General features: G+C 56.2%; 13 protein-coding genes. 1 reads left to right on the top strand and 12 read right to left on the bottom strand.

The genetic code is table 11. The annotated features are described in order from the left end of the window. Positions 1-42: 42 nt before the first annotated feature. From lepB to rsxC, 9 genes are all read right to left on the bottom strand, one after another. Positions 43-597, bottom strand: coding sequence for a signal peptidase I (lepB, locus tag MTP42_RS12440; RefSeq protein ID WP_249257458.1), 555 nt, complete (start codon positions 595-597; stop codon positions 43-45). Continuing rightward, the gene (locus MTP42_RS12445) at positions 578-1,039 is read right to left on the bottom strand and encodes a hypothetical protein (protein ID WP_249257459.1); all 462 of its coding nucleotides are present in this window, start codon (positions 1,037-1,039) and stop codon (positions 578-580) included. The genes lepB and MTP42_RS12445 overlap by 20 nt, the downstream gene beginning before the upstream one ends. Before the next feature lie 14 nt (positions 1,040-1,053). Then, the gene (locus tag MTP42_RS12450; protein WP_249257460.1) at positions 1,054-4,149 is read right to left on the bottom strand and encodes an InlB B-repeat-containing protein; all 3,096 of its coding nucleotides are present in this window, start codon (positions 4,147-4,149) and stop codon (positions 1,054-1,056) included. A 1,032-nt stretch (positions 4,150-5,181) separates the two neighbouring features. Continuing rightward, a complete protein-coding gene (locus tag MTP42_RS12455) occupies positions 5,182-6,099 on the bottom strand; it encodes an RnfABCDGE type electron transport complex subunit B (RefSeq protein ID WP_249257461.1) in 918 nt (305 codons plus the stop codon). Positions 6,100-6,114: 15 nt separating this feature from the next. After that, positions 6,115-6,747 carry an electron transport complex protein RnfA gene (locus tag MTP42_RS12460; protein WP_005935153.1) on the bottom strand — a complete coding sequence of 211 codons (633 nt, stop codon included), beginning with the start codon at positions 6,745-6,747 and terminating at the stop codon, positions 6,115-6,117. 1 nt (position 6,748) lies between these two features. Then, the gene (rsxE, locus tag MTP42_RS12465) at positions 6,749-7,414 is read right to left on the bottom strand and encodes an electron transport complex subunit RsxE (RefSeq protein ID WP_005935151.1); all 666 of its coding nucleotides are present in this window, start codon (positions 7,412-7,414) and stop codon (positions 6,749-6,751) included. 16 nt (positions 7,415-7,430) lie between these two features. Next, positions 7,431-7,979 carry an FMN-binding protein gene (locus MTP42_RS12470; RefSeq protein ID WP_005935149.1) on the bottom strand — a complete coding sequence of 183 codons (549 nt, stop codon included), beginning with the start codon at positions 7,977-7,979 and terminating at the stop codon, positions 7,431-7,433. Then, complete coding sequence (locus MTP42_RS12475; protein ID WP_249257462.1) at positions 7,976-8,935, bottom strand: RnfABCDGE type electron transport complex subunit D; 960 nt, start codon at positions 8,933-8,935, stop codon at positions 7,976-7,978. The genes MTP42_RS12470 and MTP42_RS12475 overlap by 4 nt, the downstream gene beginning before the upstream one ends. Next, a complete protein-coding gene (gene rsxC, locus MTP42_RS12480; RefSeq protein ID WP_227611137.1) occupies positions 8,935-10,257 on the bottom strand; it encodes an electron transport complex subunit RsxC in 1,323 nt (440 codons plus the stop codon). Before rsxC ends, MTP42_RS12475 begins: the two co-directional genes overlap by 1 nt. A gap of 345 nt (positions 10,258-10,602) precedes the next feature. Between rsxC and MTP42_RS14655 the strand changes: the two genes are divergently transcribed. Further along, the gene (locus MTP42_RS14655) at positions 10,603-10,728 is read left to right on the top strand and encodes a hypothetical protein (protein WP_005935143.1); all 126 of its coding nucleotides are present in this window, start codon (positions 10,603-10,605) and stop codon (positions 10,726-10,728) included. A gap of 100 nt (positions 10,729-10,828) precedes the next feature. On the opposite strand, the gene MTP42_RS12485 is transcribed toward MTP42_RS14655, so the two are convergent. Genes MTP42_RS12485 through MTP42_RS12495 form a run of 3 tightly spaced genes read right to left on the bottom strand, consistent with a single transcriptional unit; the run spans position 10,829 to position 13,777 of the window. Beyond that, the gene (locus tag MTP42_RS12485) at positions 10,829-11,332 is read right to left on the bottom strand and encodes a hypothetical protein (RefSeq protein WP_249257463.1); all 504 of its coding nucleotides are present in this window, start codon (positions 11,330-11,332) and stop codon (positions 10,829-10,831) included. A gap of 22 nt (positions 11,333-11,354) precedes the next feature. Beyond that, a complete protein-coding gene (locus MTP42_RS12490; protein ID WP_097773294.1) occupies positions 11,355-11,891 on the bottom strand; it encodes a DUF5662 family protein in 537 nt (178 codons plus the stop codon). After that, complete coding sequence (locus tag MTP42_RS12495) at positions 11,888-13,777, bottom strand: glycosyltransferase family 2 protein (protein ID WP_249257464.1); 1,890 nt, start codon at positions 13,775-13,777, stop codon at positions 11,888-11,890. Before MTP42_RS12495 ends, MTP42_RS12490 begins: the two co-directional genes overlap by 4 nt. Between the last annotated feature and the right edge of the window lie 2 nt (positions 13,778-13,779).

The raw sequence follows: 13,779 nt of genomic DNA on the forward strand, positions 1-13,779 counted from the left end.
TCACAGGCAGGATGCCGGCAGCTTCTTCCGGCCTCCGTGGTATTACAGACTGCGTCGCCGCAGTAGTGTAATTACTTTTGCTTGCACATCCTCCAGCGGAACCGGGCCAAAGTCCCGGCTGTCCTCGGATTGTGTGCGGTAATCGCCCAGCACAAAAAAGCAGCCTTCCGGCACCGTGTAGGGGTACTCCAGCGCGTCTTTTACGTAGGTGGGGTAGAGGATCTCGCCGCTCTGCACCGCGCCGTTCACCACAAGGGTGCCGCTGTCGTCCAGAGCCACAAGGTCGCCCTCGCGCCCAAGGATGCGGCCCACCCGGAGCTTGCCACCCTGGGTGTAGACCACAACGTCGTTTTTTGCGTAGGTTTTTTGCAGGCGGTAGCAGATGAGCAGGTCGCCATCCTTTACCGCGGGGAACATGCTGCTGCCCTTGGCCTGCGTGAGCAGGAACACCTGCGTGAACAGCACCCAGGCGCACAGCAGGATCACCACAACGCGGCCCAGCAGGCTGATAAAATCCTGCCGGTTCTCAGCGTCCAGCCTGCGGCGGCGCACCGCCCGTGCCCCCAGCTTCAGGGCTTCATTGTCCAGCGGGTGCATCGGAATGCGCCTCCTTTTGGGGGTCAGAGCTGTCAGATTCCGGATTAAACCTCTCAGTCACGGCTGTCGCCGTGCCAGCTCCCCTAGTAGGGGAGCCCTTGGCAAAACTGTCAACTTTGGTGGGAGCCAGGTTTACGTTCCCGGGTTCACCACTGGCGGCGGTCGTTGTCGTTGCCCTATCAGGGGAGGTGGCAAAGCCGTCAGGCTTTGACGGAGAGGCTTCCAGCAGCACATTGTACCTTGTGCGCTCGGCGCGGATGGCGGCTTCGTACAGGGCGTAAAGCTCTTCCAGCTTCTTCCACATTGCCGCTTCATCCACGCCGCCCAGCAGGTTCTTGCGGAATTTCACCGTCCGGAACCACTGGATGATCGCTTCCTGCTCCGGGCTGATACAGCTTTCCTCTGCACCGGCCAGCCGCTGGGGCGCTTTCTTCTTCGCCATGCGGTCAGCCCCCTTTAGTCATCTTCCTTACGGTGCTTGCGCAGCATCAGCAGGGCCACGCCGCCAGCCACCACAGCAAGGATGACAATGTAGGGCAGGGTGTCGAGGAGGACACCAAGATCAGGCTCGAGATTTCGATGGTTGGTGAAGTCGATTCGTTTAGCGTCCGTACCAATCGTTACAGTTGCTTCTTGCCCATTCTCAGGTGTTCCGGAATCAACCACATAGCTGGTCTCGTACTTTTCGCCGATGTAATCGTCCTCTACAACCTTGTATTGGCCGCTCGGTAGATTCTTGAAGATAATCGAAGCCCCGTCTTTCAGAGTAAACTTGCCATTACCATCATTCAACCATTGAGCACCATCTCTAGCCTCGATATTGTCCTCAGTGATGTTGTTTACTGGTTTACCATCTTTGGTAATCGTAAAGGTAAAGGCTTTGTTGGTATCGCCAAGTTTACCAGTAACAGTTTTGGTAACGGTCAGGTTGGCGGAAGCAGGCACATACTTTGCGTAGAAAGTTGTATCTGCACTAATGGTATCCTCTGTAAAATCAAACTTGCTTTCACATGTAAAGTTCTGATCCGTATACCATCCCTCAAATTTATAAACGGTTCCATCCGCTGTTTCTTTTGTTGCCGGGCAATCTGCTTCGGTTTGACCTGCGCGGAGAACATCCGGACGATCGATATTACTCAGCGAAATCGAAGTACACCCTTCTGGGACAGTAAATGCTCCGCCATAATCACGCACTAGAGCAAAGGTATCTTCACCCGCATCCTGAACCATAAACTTGACGTTGATGTGCGTTGTATCATGGAGCACTATCAGACCATCCAGATGGTACGTCATTTTATTACTGCTGACCGACGAAATCGGAGATTTATATATACCACTCGTGTATTGGGATTTATACTGCTTTTCATTCGTCCAGTCTCCGTCCTTGCCGTTTTTGCCGGTGTTAGCTCCACCCACAGCAACGACCTCGTACCATTCAATTGTGTACGTGCCGCCATAATTCTTCTTTGCGGTATCTGACTCCCAACTACTCGGTTTTTCCAGATAATAGTAATCCTTGTATTGGCCATTCTGTTTAATCGGAATCACAGGAAACTGTCCGGAATCAACTATAATTTCAGTTCCCAACTTCGTATCAATGTCGGCCGTGTCATAAATTGAGGTACGCTTATTGTAATTGCTCGGAGCAACTACATTTGAAATCGTACCAACGGCCATGCCGTTCCACGCTTTATTTTCAGCTTTACTACCATAGTAATCACCCGAATAGCCCAAAACCTGCGTGTAAACATAAAGATTATAAGTGTCTTTCTGATTGCTTTCCACAACTGTAATATTCAGCTCATCGCCGTTACTAAGCTTATGTTTATCATCTGCTTTGGGGTCACCGTGGCGGTGGTTAATCGTCAACTCACCCGTTTTCGTAACCTTTAACCGTACTGTTTTGAAGGTATCTCCCACACCATAAATTTCGTCAACCAAATTCCCATTGCTGTCAACAAACTTCGCTTCACCGGGGTTTTTCTGATTCGGTGTAATTATCCATTTATGTTCGTAGTGCGATTTTCCGTTTTTGGATCGCAGTGTAATCGTTGCGCCAACCGGAACTTTTGCATCACCCTGAATGCTGCTGATTGTAGCAATCCCATCATTCACATTCGGGTACTCAACGCCATCGATCTCAATGCTGACGATCTCAATGCCGTCATCATCGAAGTCCTCACTTCCCTGATCCGGGTATTCCAGCGCAAGCACAAAGGGGCTGAAGCTGGAGGTCTCAAAGGTCAGGGTGCCATTCTCATAGCTGACAACATCCAGTTTTTCCACGGTATTGTCGTCTTTCTGGTGGAGCACCTTCAGCGCATCGGCAGTGAGCGCTCCCGCTTCTTCCATTTCCGCAATATCCGGCAGTTCGTTCAAGCCAGAAACAGTAACGGTGGCCTTCTGGCCCTTGGCCAGATGCACCTTTTCGCCCTTGGCGTTCTTGGGGGAGATCTTCAGGCCCAGAATGGGAGCCATATCCCCAAAATCATCCTCGTGGCTCTCGTAGAAGGTCTGCATATCGTCATCACCCATGTGGATGACGCTGAGGCTATGGGCGGCAGAGGGCAGATTTTTCACTTCCACCGGCAGATTGACGCTCTTCGTGTTGCCGTCCTCGTCCTCGTAGGAAGCAGAGGCCTTGGCAGTCAGATCCACAGGCACGGGGTTCTTGTCCACCAGATCCTCGTGATCCACATCCTCTTCCTCATCGGAGCCCACGGTACCGTCCTTCCATGCGGCGTAGACGTTCACGGTGGTGGTCTTGTCGTCCAGAATGTTGCTGGTGGGGTCGGTGAGGTTCAGGCGCACCCGGTTGCCAAACTCGTCCAGCGTGTACCAGTAGTCAAACAGCCGCAGTTCGCCCTTGGGGTCCCGGTTGGAGGAGGGGTTCTCGATGTAGCTGCTGTAGTCCGCGATGGTCTCTGCCCGGGGCACAGCCTGAATAAAGTACAGGTTCCACAGAACTTCACCGTTCCGGGCCAGATACTCGCTCTCCGTCATATTGTTGATCTGTGCCTGAGCGGTAATGTCCTGCAGGTCAAGGGTGTTCAGCTCCCTCAGCCAGAAGCGGTAGACCACCATATCCTGCAGCTTTTTGATCTCGTCGCCGGAAACGACCACTTTGTCATCAGGCTTTTCCACCACGTCGTCCTCGCCGGACCACTGGGTCTCGGTGCTGGAGCTGGGGTCGGTACTGGTGCTGGTACTGGTGCTGTAGTCAATAACGGTACCCCACTCTGTTTCCTTAACGTTGGGGCCGCCGTCGAGGTTGTCCTCGCCGCCTTCCACAGGCCGGGTGGCAACTTCGTCCTCGCCAAAACCGGCAGCTTCGCCTTCATCGTATACTTCGCGCGGCTCACCGAAACCGGCAGCTTCGTCCCCGCCAAAACCGGCAACTTCGTCGTCAGGATAGGATGCCTCGCCGTCATCTACGGGCCGGGAGGCCTCTTGATGAACCTGAGGATCGATCAGACCCTCCGTTGCAAACACCGGCACAAGGCAGGTGCAGATGACCGCAAGCGCCAGACAAAGCGCAAAAACGCGCTTCACCAGCCTATCTTTTTTTCCGTGATGATTTTTCCGCACAGTGGAGCCCTCCCTGCATCATAGTATTTTTGGCAAAACCGGAGGAAAAGATATCCAACTTTTGTCGGCTTTCTTTCCCTTGGCAGGTTATTTTTACCAGACACATCATTATCGTAATTATAGCATGTATATCCAGTATTTTCAATAGTGAAATTTTATTTTCCCTTCCCCTTTTCAGACAAAATATTCTGCGATATACAGCACGTTATGAACCGCCGTAATATCATTGTGGGGAGTAGAACAGTCCGACTTATCCGCACGCCCGCCGCATTGTTATATCACGCAGTTTTGTGTTGTATCTTCGCAGTTTCACTCTCTATAATACATGAAACGCAGATTCCTTTCACTTTTTTTCGAGATTTTTTGAAAAAAGTTTTCGGGGCCCTCTCAGTCTCGCAAAGCTCGACAGCGGGGGTTAAACCTCTCAGTCACGGGCTTCGCCGTGACAGCTCCCCTAGTAGGGGAGCCCTTGGCAGGCCGTCGCGTTTTCGGGGGTCTGGCGCTTCGCTCCTTTTGGCAGTGCTGGCGTAATGTTCGGCCTTGCGGCAGAAGTCGGTCTTGGAGCGCCAGCGATCAGATCGAAAAATGAATCTCATGCCAAGGCCTCCCCTACTAGGGGAGGTGGCATCGAGCGTCAGCGATGATGACGGAGAGGTTTTGCCCCCAGCAGCCGCTCCCGGTGGTAAACCTCTCAGTCACGTGCTTCGCCGTGACAGCTCCCCTAGTAGGGGAGCCCTTGGCAGGCCGTCGCGTTTTCGGGGTCTGGCGCTTCGCTCCTTTTGGCAGTGCTGGCGTAATGTTCACCTCTGCGGCAGAAGTCGCTCTTGGAGCCGATAGGCGAAAAGATCGAAAAATGAATCTCATGCCAAGGCCTCCCCTACTAGGGGAGGTGGCATCGAGCGTCAGCGATGATGACGGAGAGGTTTTGCACCAAAAAGCGCCCCCATCACTCAAAGGAGCAACGGGGGCGCTTTACCATATTACAATGGGTTCCGCTTATTCAGCTTTGGGGGCTTCGGGAGCCTTTGCCTCCTCAGCCTTTGCGGCGGGCTCCGCCGGAGCGGCAGGAGCGGCAGCGGGCTTCGGAGCCTGCTTCACCACGGGCTTGGGGGGATTCGGATCGTCCTTCAGCGGGAAGAGGATGATGTGCTTGGGGCACTTCTGGGCGCACATGCCGCAGCCCTTGCACTTGTCGTAGTCGATGCGGGCCACGCCGTCCACAACGTGGATGGCATCAAACTTACAGGTGCGCTCGCACATGCCGCAGGCAATGCAGGAAGTGGTGCAGGCCTTCATGGCAACGGGGCCCTTATCCTGATTGGAGCACATGACCACGGGCTTGCGGGGGCCGCCTGCGTCGATCATAATGACGTGCTTGGGGCAGATGTTGGCGCAGGCACCACAGCCGGTGCACTTGTCCTTGTCCACCTTGGCCACGCCGTCCACAATGTGGATGGCATCGAACTTACACACCTTGGTGCAGTCGCCCAGGCCGATGCAGGCAAAGGTACAGGTCTTGGGGCCGCCGTACAGGGTCGCAGCAGCGGCACAGGTCTGGATGCCCTTGTACTCGTAGCTGGGCTTGCAGTGCTCGGAGTTGCCCTGGCACTGGACCACAGCCTTCTTCTCCACAGCGCTTGCCTCACCGCCCATGATCTTAGCAATGGCGGCAGCAGCCTTGGGGCCGCCGGGGGCGCACTTGTCGCAGGGAACGCCGTCCATAACAACGGCCTTTGCGTAGTCGGCACAGCCGGCGTAGCCACAGCCGCCGCAGTTTGCACCGGCCAGGCAGGCAGAAACTTCTTCAATACGGGGGTCTTCCTCAACCGCCATGAACTTTGCGGCCAGCACCAGAACAACGGCACCGATCGCGCCCACGATGGTACAGAGGATCACAGCAGATACAATATTCATAATCCTGTTCCTCCCTTACAGCGTCACGTTGAACAGGTTTTCGACGAGGCCGCCGAAGCCCATAAAGGACAGGCTGGTGATGGCTGCTGCGATCAGGGTGATGGGCAGGCCCTTGAAGGGTGCCGGGGGATCGCAGGCTTCCACACGCTTGCGCACGCCGCTGAACATGACCATGGCCAGCATAAAGCCGACACCTGCACCCACGGCACAGACCAGAGCCTCAATGTAGGCAGCGGCAAAGCCAAGGGTAGCAACGTCTGCGCCGTAGTCGTCCACGACCAGAATGGTCACGGCCAGCACGCAGCAGTTGGTGGTGATCAGGGGCAGGTAAACGCCCAGAGAATTGTACAGTGCAACAACATACTTCTTCAGGAAGATCTCGATGAACTGCACCAGCACTGCAATGACCAGGATGAACACGATGGTCTGCAGGTAGCCCAGGTCAGCGGGGTTCAGAATGAAGATCTGGATGGGGAAGGTGACAGCCGTTGCCACCAGCATAACAAAGATAACAGCGCCGGACATACCAATGGAGGAATCCAGCTTCTTGGAAACGCCCAGGAACGGGCAGATACCGTAGAACTTCACCAGCACGTAGTTGTTCACCAGGATCATGCTGAAGAAGATCGCAGCAAGTTTGACTAACATCTTATTCTGCCTCCTTCTTCAGGTTGTCGAGGTCGCAGCAGCTCTTGCGCTCGATGCGGGCATCCAGCTTGCCTTCCAGCCAGACGCAGCCGGCCATCAGCACGCCGTAGCAGAAGAATGCTCCGGGAGCCTGGGTCATAATGCTCATCTTGGCCATGCTCTCGGGCAGGACCTGGAAGCCCAACCAGGTGCCGCTGCCCAGGATCTCACGGATGGAGGCCATCAGCACCACGGTGAGGGTGTAGCCGATGCCCATGCCGATGCCGTCCAGTGCGGAATCCACCACATTGTTCTTGCAGGCAAACATCTCGGCACGGCCCAGGATGATGCAGTTGACAACGATCAGGGGCAGGAACACGCCCAGTGCGGTGTACAGGCTGTCCATATAGGCGTGCATCACCATCTGAACGATGGTCACGAAGCCTGCAATGATGACGATGTAGCAGGGCAGATGGACTTTAGCGGGGATCACGTTGCGCAGCAGCGAGATCAGGATGTTGGAGCACACCAGCACGAAGGTGAAGGCTGCGCCCATGCCCAGCGCGCTGGAAACTGCCGTGGTAACAGCCAGGCAGGAGCAGGTGCCCAGAACCAGACGCAGAACGGGGTTTTCTTTGATGATGCCGTTGGTAAGGATGCTTACCTTGGACTTGTTTTCGCTTGCCATTTCTTACCAACCTCCTTTATGCCAACTCGTTGTAGCAGTTGATGCAATCGTTGATGGCGGCAAACAGAGCCTTAGAGGAAATGGTTGCGCCGCTGTATGCGTCGTAGCCCTGGCCCAGGGTGATGTTCTGGGTGCCATCCATGCCATCGAACTGAGCAAGGAAGCTGTCGGTGGCAACGTTGCTGCCGATGCCCTTGGTCTGGGTAGAAGCGTCCACCCAAATGCCGGTGACAGTGCCGTTGGTGTCGAAGCCGATGATGACGGACAGGATGCCGCCGTCAAAGCCCTTTTCCTCAGCCTTGATGGCCAGGGAGCCGTCGGTGGCCTTTACAGCACCGGTGATGTTCTCGGTGGTGTAGTCGGTCACTTCCTCCAGATCGGAGGCGCTGGAAACGGTGGGCATCACGTCCACATAGGCAGCCAGCGTTGCGGCCTTCTGGTTATCCTCAATGATGGGAGCCGTAAAGGAGTTGACCATGGCCAGCAGCAGGCTGACGATCAGTGCGATCACGCTCAGCACAACAACAGGCTTTACACTGGTCTCCCAGGAAGAATTCTTATTCATTTGCCAGCACCCTCCTTTGCTTTCTTTGCAGGCTTAACATAGCCGTAAGGAGTCTGACGGGTCCAATCGTTGATAAAGGGGACCCACAGGTTCATAAACAGCAGCGCGAAGGAAACGCCCTCGGCGTAGCTGCCCCACTGACGGATGGCGAAGGTGACGATGCCCAGGCACAGGCCGTAGATCAGCTTGCCCTTCAGGGTAAAGGGGCTGGTGACATAGTCCGTTGCCATGAACACAGCACCGAACATCAGGCCGCCGGACAGGATGCCGACCAGTGCGCCGTGCAGGCTGCCGGTGGAGATCAGGTAGAAGATAAACATGCTGCCGATGTAAGAAGCGGGGATGGCGATGCTGATGGTCTTGGTGGCCACCAGATAAATCAGGCCCAGCAGGATGGCCAGAGCGCAGGTCTCGCCCAGAACACCGCCGTGCACGCCCATGAACAGATCCAGCAGGCTCAGCTTGCTGGTGTCAGCCACAGCCAGCGGGGTAGCGCTGGACAGCTGGTCAACCGCTGCATCGGGGAACACCCAATTGTTCATGGAACCGGCAAAGCTGATGAACAGCACGATACGGCCCACCAGTGCAGGGTTTGCAAAGTTCATGCCAATGCCGCCGAACAGCTGCTTGACCACGATGATGGCAACCAGGTCGCCGATGATGAGCTGGCCGATGGGCATGCCCACGGGCACGTTCATAGCCAGAATGATGCCGGTGACCACAGCGGACAGATCGCTGATGGGGTTTGCCTTCTTCAGCAGCTTGCAGTACAGCCACTCAAAGGCCACACATGCCACAACGGACACTGCAGTGACCAGCAGGGCACGCGCACCAAAGATGATTGCAGAGGCCACCACACAGGGGCACAGGGCAACGATCACATTGGCCATCAGGCTCTGGGTCGTTTCCTCACTGCGCAGGTGCGGGGAGGCCGAAACAATAAGCTTCGTATCCATTACTTATTGCCTCCTTTTTTGATTTCACCAAGGTAGAACGCCTTTGCCAGGCCCATCATCTGGGTGCAGGGGCGCTTTGCCGGGCAGACAAAGGTGCAGGAGCCGCAGTTGAAGCAGTAATCAACATGCAGCTTGCCCAGCTCCTGAACATCGCGGGCAGCGTAAGCCTGGTTGACCTCCACGGGCTCCAGACCCATGGGGCAGTACTCCACGCAGCGGCCGCAGCGGATGCAGGGGTTGACCTGCGGGGGCTCTGCAGCAGCGGCGCTGAGCATGATCAGGCCGGAGGTGGTCTTGGTGGTGGGGTAACTCAGGTTCTCCACAGCGGGGCCCATCATGGCACCGCCGGCAACCACCTTGCCCAGCTCCACGCCGCCCTTGAGGCCGGCAGCGTTCAGAACATCCTCGTAGGCAGTGCCCACGGGAACGATCAGGTTCTGGGGCTTTGCGCAGGCATCGCCGTCCACGGTGATGCAGCGGCTGACCACCGGCATACCGGTAGCCAGGTACTTGCCCAGGGTAGAAACAGAGGTCACGTTCATCACGATGGCACCTGCATCTGCGGGCAGACCGCCGTGCGGAACCTCGCGGCCCAGGCACTTCTCGATCAGGATCAGCTCTGCGCCGGTGCCGTAAACACTGGGCAGTGCCTTGACCTCGATGGCGGGCTTGTCTTTGGTCTTCTGGTTCAACAGCTCGATGCACTCGGGCTTGTTGTTCTCAATGCCGATGATGCACTTCGGGATGCCGGTGTACTTCAGCACGGCCTCGATGCCGCGGACGATATCATCGCTGCAGTTCAGCATCTCCTGCGTGTCGCTGGTCAGCCAGACTTCACACTCGGAAGCGTTGATGAGCAGGGTGTCCACGGTCTGCTTGGGCTGCAGCTTGACATCGGTCGGGAAGCCTGCGCCGCCCAGACCCACCAGGCCGCACTCACGCACGGCTGCCAGGAAGCTGGCCTTGTCGGTGACCTCGGGTGCCTTCACGGCAGGGTCCACGGTCTGCTTGCCATCGGTCTTGATGACAACAGAGTCGCACATCCGGCCATTGGAGAGACGGAAGGGTTCCACAGCGGCCACGGTACCAGAAACACTGGAGTGGATATTTGCAGAGACAAAACCGCCTGCCTCGCCGATCTTAGTGCCAACAAACACTTCGTCGCCCTTTTTGACCAGGGCTTTCGCCGGAGCGCCGATGTGCTGGCTCATCAGGATGCGTACCTGCGCGGGCAGAGGCATCGGAACTGGTTTGCTTGCAGCGGTTGCCTTGTCATGCGGCGTATGCGCGCCAAGCGCCGCACGTTTCAGCTTGTTCAACATGGAATAAATCCCCCATTCTGCTTGAATTGCCACCCCTGCCCTCATGCGGGCGCACTGCGGCAGGGACAGCAGCTGCTTAACACAGTTATTGTATCATTTTACAGCCGGAAGTTCAACGACAACAGCACCAAAATGATGCAATTTCCTCATTTTTCTTTGCCATTTTTAACGATTAGTCGTATCTAACCAATTGTTTTTTTATTAACAACCACCAACTTCACGCAACTTTACTACCGTTTGCCTTTCTGCCGGGATTATGGTATACTGTTGCTAATGACCCTGCGGAACGTCCCCTGCTCCGCATTTGAACGACCGGGCCATGCCCGCCAAGGAGGATCGGATACCATGAAAGTTCTCAAAGCTCTGCTTGCCATCTTCACGTTCTTAGCCGCCGCACTCACCTGCACGCTTCTCTTTGTGCAGGACAGAAACGCCCCCCACTATATTAAGATCTACGAGAACGAGCAGTAAGCAGTTTCTCTGACAGACAAGATCCCCCGGAAAGCGGCCCGCGCCGCCCTCCGGGGGATCTTTATGCTTTATGTTTTCTTTCCTCTGTATCGGGGAACGCTCAGTTCACGTCGAACAGGCAGACCGCCTGATAGACAGTGCCGTTAGAAGTGGGAACGTATGCAACGCCGATCTTTTCAGCCAGATTGAATGCGCTCTCGTCCTTGAACAGAGAATCATACTTGAAGCTGGTCTTGGAAGCGGGGTTATAATCACTGGTGATGGGACGGTAATCTTTGGTCATGCCAACCACAATCTTCACACTGCCCAGTTCAGCAGTGATCTTACGGTAATTTTCCCAGTAGGTCGTGTTATTGATCTTGTTATTGGTATACTCCAGCCAGTTCTCCAGCAGAGCCTTGGTCACTGCGCTGTACTTTGCACTGTACTCAACCTGGCCCAGACCCTTATTGGCAGCCATGTTATTCACGGTCATCACCACTTCGGGAGTACCGTCCTCCGGCATTATGCTATCCGGATCAGCGGTCTCTCCGCAGGCGGTCAGCATTGCCAGTGCCAGAACACCGGCCAGAACAAGTGCCAGAACTTTTTTGAAACGTTTCATTGCAATGCCTCCTTGATTTTATTTAATCGTTATCTTCACACCCGAGCAGGAATCTTATGTAGGCAAAGGTGCGCTCCTGCCCCAGATCCCGGACCATCAGCAGCAGCTTTTCCAGCAGTGCCCTTGTTTCGGGATGGAGCAGATAGTGATCCTTGCTCTTTTCATAATACTGCCACGGGGATGCGTCGGTGTACTTGTCGCCCAGATAGATCTGGCTGGCCGCCACGCGGTCGCAGACCATCTCGCAGACATAGCGCAGGGGCATTTTCATGCCGCCCAGACCGGATTTGTTGGTTGTGTAGTCGATCCAGTATTCCAGATGGTGCTTGTTGCGGCCCTTATGGTGGAGCCATGCCGAGGAATAGCCCCGGGCGGCGCGCTCTGCCTCGTTGGGGCTGTGGTCGCCCTGATAGTAGATGCAGCCCGGGATGAACTCGGTGGGGCTGTACTTGCTCAGGTCATGGGTCAGGCCCTGCTGATAAAGGCCGCATTCAAAGCAATACTTCATCACCAGCAGTTTATGCCGGGTGATGGTCTCAAAGTGTCCCTTGATGTTCATTGGAGGGTACCTCCCCGGAATCTTACCGTTACCCTGCCCTCTTTCAACCTGCGCAGATCGTCGCTCTCCGAAAAATCCTCCCGGTCACGGGTCAGGTTGGGGTTGTAGTAGGGGTCATCCAGAATGTTTTCCTTGCCGTGGATGGTGTAGAGCCGCTGCTGCTCCGCCGCAAAGCGGGCCGCCTTGACGGGGTCTTTTTCATCCCCGCCCCGGCTCTTGCTCTCATAGTGGATGAGCTCGGCGTAGGGGGTCCAGGCAATGCGGTAGCCCGCATCCCGCACCCGCAGGCAGAAGTCCACATCGTTGAAGGCCACGGCGAACTGCTCGTCCAGCCCGTGCATCTCGTCATAGACGGCGGTCTTTACCAGCAGGCAGGCACCGGTCACACCGGAGAAGTCCTGCACGGTAGAGGTGCGGAACAGATAGCCGCTGCCGCCCTTCTTCTTATACTTGTGGCTGTGGCCCGCGTAGCCGCCCAGACCGGTCACGATCCCTGCGTGCTGGATGGTCTCATCCGGGTACCAGAGCATGGCACCGCAGATCGCCGCACCGCCGGGGTGGGCGCACTGCCGGAGCAGCTCCGTGAGCCAGTCGCCGTTTACCACTTCCACATCGTTGTTGAGCAGCAGCAGGTAGTCGCCCTCTGCCGCTTTCCGGCCAAAGTTGTTGATGGCCGAGAAGTTGAAGCCCTTGTCCGGGTAGGTGACCACCTTCAGGCCGTCGTACCGCTGCCGGGCCTTCTCGTAATAGGCAAAGGTGGCCGGGTCTGTGGAGTTGTTCTCGATGACGATGACCTCGAACCGGTCCCAGGTGGTCTTTTTCCAGATGCTCTGCAGGCACTTTTCCAGATCCTCGGTGTGATCCTTGTTGGGGATGAGGATGCTCACCTTCGGCTCCCCCACAATGTCCCACCTGACCCGATAGGTGCTGGGGTACAGGCCATCCTCTATGGTACCGGTGCGGCCGGTGCGCTCCAGATGGTCGGCCAGCGCCTTCTTTGCCGCTTTGGCAACGTAGGGCTTGGCATCGGTACCGCCGGAGGTCGAGCCTTCGTGCACCCGCCAGTAGTAGAGCACCTGCGGCACATGGGCCGCGCCGCCCACCTGCTCAATGAGCCGGAGGAAAAGGTCGTGGTCCTGACTGCCATCACATTCGGGGCGTTCCCCGCCCACCTGCTCGAACAGCTCCCGCCGGAACACGGCCAGATGGCAGATGTAGTTGCAGCAGAGCAGATAATCTGGGGCGTAATCGGGCTTGAAGTGGGCCACCAGCGGCTTTTCGATCTTTTTGGTAAAGAGGGCCTCGTCGCTGTACAGGAAGCCGTCCGGCTCCCCTGCCTCACGCAGCTGCCGGATCGCCTGGCCCATGGTATACATGGCGTGGGGCGCAAGGATGTCATCGTGGTCGGCCAGCGCCAGATATTCCCCCGATGCCAGTTCAGCGGCGGCGTTGGTGTTGGCCGCAATGCCCTTGTTTTCGATCTTTTTGTATACGATGTGTTGATATTTCGTCTGATATTCCATTACGATATCCCCCACACTGCTGTGGGCGGCATCGGAGGCATCCGCCAGGCAGAGCTCACCATTGGGGGCGGTCTGGTTCACGAAGGAATCCAGAAACTGCCGCAGAAACACCTCAGGAGTATTATACAACGGTGTCAACACGGAAATCGTCGAAAGTTGGCAGTTTTCAAAATTTTTTCCTGCCATTTCGGCTCTCTGGGCTTCCAGCACCTTTTTGGCGGGCAGGTAGCGGGCCTTTTTGCCAAAGCACCGCCGCCTGACAAAGCCTGCGCCACGGGCCAGCATGGTGCCCAGCCCCTCGTCCTTTGTCAGCTGGACCGCATAGCCTGCCAGCTCTCTGGCACGTTTCAATCGCACATTCATGG

The sequence above is a fragment of the Faecalibacterium sp. I2-3-92 genome (assembly GCF_023347315.1).
Taxonomy (GTDB): domain Bacteria; phylum Bacillota; class Clostridia; order Oscillospirales; family Ruminococcaceae; genus Faecalibacterium; species Faecalibacterium duncaniae.

What these genes read in the sequence shown, in the direction of transcription:
- MTP42_RS12495 (WP_249257464.1), bottom strand. Translation starts at nt 13,777, where the DNA reads ATGAATGTGCGATTGAAACGTGCCAGAGAGCTGGCAGGCTATGCGGTC.
- MTP42_RS12490 (WP_097773294.1), bottom strand. Translation starts at nt 11,891, where the DNA reads ATGAACATCAAGGGACACTTTGAGACCATCACCCGGCATAAACTGCTG.
- rsxE (WP_005935151.1), bottom strand. Translation starts at nt 7,414, where the DNA reads ATGGCAAGCGAAAACAAGTCCAAGGTAAGCATCCTTACCAACGGCATC.
- MTP42_RS12475 (WP_249257462.1), bottom strand. Translation starts at nt 8,935, where the DNA reads ATGGATACGAAGCTTATTGTTTCGGCCTCCCCGCACCTGCGCAGTGAG.
- MTP42_RS12455 (WP_249257461.1), bottom strand. Translation starts at nt 6,099, where the DNA reads ATGAATATTGTATCTGCTGTGATCCTCTGTACCATCGTGGGCGCGATC.
- MTP42_RS12470 (WP_005935149.1), bottom strand. Translation starts at nt 7,979, where the DNA reads ATGAATAAGAATTCTTCCTGGGAGACCAGTGTAAAGCCTGTTGTTGTG.
- MTP42_RS12460 (WP_005935153.1), bottom strand. Translation starts at nt 6,747, where the DNA reads ATGTTAGTCAAACTTGCTGCGATCTTCTTCAGCATGATCCTGGTGAAC.
- rsxC (WP_227611137.1), bottom strand. Translation starts at nt 10,257, where the DNA reads ATGTTGAACAAGCTGAAACGTGCGGCGCTTGGCGCGCATACGCCGCAT.
- MTP42_RS12485 (WP_249257463.1), bottom strand. Translation starts at nt 11,332, where the DNA reads ATGAAACGTTTCAAAAAAGTTCTGGCACTTGTTCTGGCCGGTGTTCTG.
- MTP42_RS14655 (WP_005935143.1), top strand. Translation starts at nt 10,603, where the DNA reads ATGAAAGTTCTCAAAGCTCTGCTTGCCATCTTCACGTTCTTAGCCGCC.
- MTP42_RS12445 (WP_249257459.1), bottom strand. Translation starts at nt 1,039, where the DNA reads ATGGCGAAGAAGAAAGCGCCCCAGCGGCTGGCCGGTGCAGAGGAAAGC.
- lepB (WP_249257458.1), bottom strand. Translation starts at nt 597, where the DNA reads ATGCACCCGCTGGACAATGAAGCCCTGAAGCTGGGGGCACGGGCGGTG.